The following is a 2,689-nucleotide window of genomic DNA, read 5'->3' as shown; positions in this document are numbered from 1 at the left end:
GATCTGCAAAAACACTATTTCTGTCAAGTCTTCCGATGCGCTGCTTGTCCGCTGGATTTCTGACGGTAAGCTTATTGCAACGACAAAAGCGAATAACGGAACATTGGACCTTGACGATTATGCTGATGAAATCGGAGGATATATAAGGGCTGAAGTTTTCGGAGAGGGCGGAATAGTATATACCCAGAGCTTCACTCTTAACGCTGAGCAGAAAACACCCCAAAAAAATCATTTCTTAAATCTCGGATTTATGGATTTCCTGATTCCTGATTTGAATAACTATTTAAGCCTTCTTATCAGAGTTGTTAAAGGACTTTTTACAAAATAATATAAATCAAGCCTGCCGACCGGCAGGCTTTTTTTGATGTCAACGACCTCGGCGACCATTTCAAAAAGAAACCCTCTTCACGGAAAGTTGGGGGATAAGGGAAAAAGAATATTGAAAAAGAGCATAGGAAGCTCCATAATTGAGTTTGCGAGAAACAAAGATGGAGAGAAACAACATATGCTCTACTTAGAAGATATCAAAATAAGTTTTAAATGTCAAGGATATGAAGCAATTAAATATGACATGAGTCCCCACAAGGATCAAGCTGTCCTCATGGTAAAAAGCGCACAGCGGAGTAAAGACAAGGTTTGCCCCAGATGCGGAAAAAAAGTATATATCTACGATAGTTTTGGGATTCACCTGAGAGATATGCCACTCTGCATAGATGTTCCTTTGACTTTGTTTTGCACGGGAAACAGATATCGATGTACGGTATGCGGAGAATCGTTTACAGAAGAAGTCCCATTCAAATATCCCGGCACGAGAATCACATACCGAGCAGCCAACTGGATCAAAGGCTTCTTGCAGCAGAAAGTATCCATTAAAGCAATACAAGAGTTGACCGGCATACACTGGGACACCATCCGCAAGGTACAGCGAGAAATCATGGACAAAGCCATTTGGGAACGAGAAAATGCGCTGAAAAAGGAAGGTTACAAGCCGAGAATCCTTGCAGTAGATGAGTTTGCAATCCACAAAGGACATCGTTATGCAACCTGTGTTATGGATCTGGAACAGGGCGATGTGCTGTGGGTCGGTACAGGCAGAGCAATCAAAGACTTTGAAAAATTCTTTGAAGATATGCCGTCTGACACCTTATCATCAGTCATCGCAGTAGCGATGGACATGAATGCATCCTACAACAAACTCGTTACTCAGCATTTGCCGAACGCGCAGATCGTCTATGACCGGTTCCATATGCAGTCGCAGTATGGACGTGATGTGCTTGGCGTCGTGCGCTTGGATGAAGCACGCAAACATAAGGCAAAGTCAAAAGAAATCCTTACCGACATCAATACTGATACCGACAAGGAAACCAAACAGTCCATAAAAGAAAAAGCCAAAGCGGAAAAGCGGGAATACAGCAAATTGAAGAAACTGCGTTGGACGTTATTGACCAATGGCAGCAAACTAACCGATGACCAGTCCGAACACCTGCAATCTATTCTGCAAGATCATCAGAATCTCGCAGTCTGCTATTCGATGAAAGAAGAGATGTGCCGACTGTACAAACTGCAAAACTATCAACAAGCTCTTGACGGATGGACAAAATGGTTTGAAGCTGCCAAGGAGAGCGCCATACCGGCTCTGGTCAAATTTGCATCACAGAAAGAATGCCGCATTCCCGGTCTTGCTGCTCATGCTGAGTTTCAAATAAGTACCGGTAAACTGGAAGGCTTCAACAACAAGATCAAAGTTGCTAAACGTATCGGATATGGTTATCGTGACGAGGATTACTTTTTTACTCTTATCCGCTACTTATCTATTCCTTCCATTCGTAATCCATCCCCCAACTTTCCGTGATGAACCTATTCTTTTAAGATATATGTTTGTGGTTGTGAAATCGTTTTCTGATTTGCGGGGTGTGCAGGGGTGTGCATTTTTTATGCCTGACTTATCGAGGGGTGTGCATAATTTAACGATTCTCAAGGCAGGGTGTGCACTTTGTATCAAAATAGGTCGCTACTTACATATTGAAACCATAGGTTGATACAAACTTATGGTTTCATTTTTTGTTTGAAAACCGTTGATACTGAAGGCTTTGAAAAATCAATCGCTTTCACGGGTGTGAGTTAGCGTTATGCCAAATGCAGTTCAACATTTTAATGAGCGCATACTACGGCTTTTACAAGCACATGTGCTATAGTCTTAGAGAGCGAGCCTTTTACGCTTTGACGAGTGAGTAATTCTTAGTTTATCGGATTTGATTTTATTGAGAAAGCGGGAATACAGTTGATTATATTAGTTGGATCGACTGTGAGTTCTGAAATAGAAATTATTAAAACAAAGTCGCTGCTTTTTACTGAAAGTTTTTCGTTTATGCTCTTATATTTCATGAGCAATCTTTGACAGCATAAAAAATTTTCTGCAGATAGAACCCTGTAAATCATTTTCAAGGTAAAATACTGGATATTTTTTGTAAAAATCAGAATTTCTCTTTAACTGGATATGTTTCTATGATATAATGACTAATGAGAACATTTCATTCTGTTTAGATATGTTTTTTTCTGATTGGCTTAATTAAAACATAAATCAAAGGCTTTGTTCTTACCTTTATTTATATTATGCTGCGCAGAAACAAATGGATTAAGTTTATCTACTTTTTACCTTGCCAATACAACTATATATTTAAGCAGATAT

At 39.9% G+C, this 2,689-nt stretch carries 2 protein-coding genes; both read left to right on the top strand.

Annotation, left to right across the window (positions count from 1 at the left end):
• A partial coding sequence (locus JKK62_RS16680; protein ID WP_201428916.1) for a hypothetical protein occupies window positions 1–328 on the top strand: 328 nt, incomplete at its 5' end.
• Window positions 329–364: 36 nt separating this feature from the next.
• Window positions 365–1,852 (top strand): ISL3 family transposase, encoded by a 1,488-nt coding sequence (locus tag JKK62_RS16675; RefSeq protein WP_243411903.1) that lies wholly within the window; start codon window positions 365–367, stop codon window positions 1,850–1,852.
• Window positions 1,853–2,689: the final 837 nt, after the last annotated feature.

The organism is Ruminococcus difficilis, assembly GCF_016680995.1.
The sequence above is the reverse complement of the archived record's forward strand: the minus strand, read 5'-3'. Positions and strand labels throughout refer to the sequence as shown.

Bases quoted from the DNA above. Each gene is read 5' to 3' on its own strand.
- JKK62_RS16675 (WP_243411903.1), top strand. From the start codon at position 365: ATGTCAACGACCTCGGCGACCATTTCAAAAAGAAACCCTCTTCACGGA.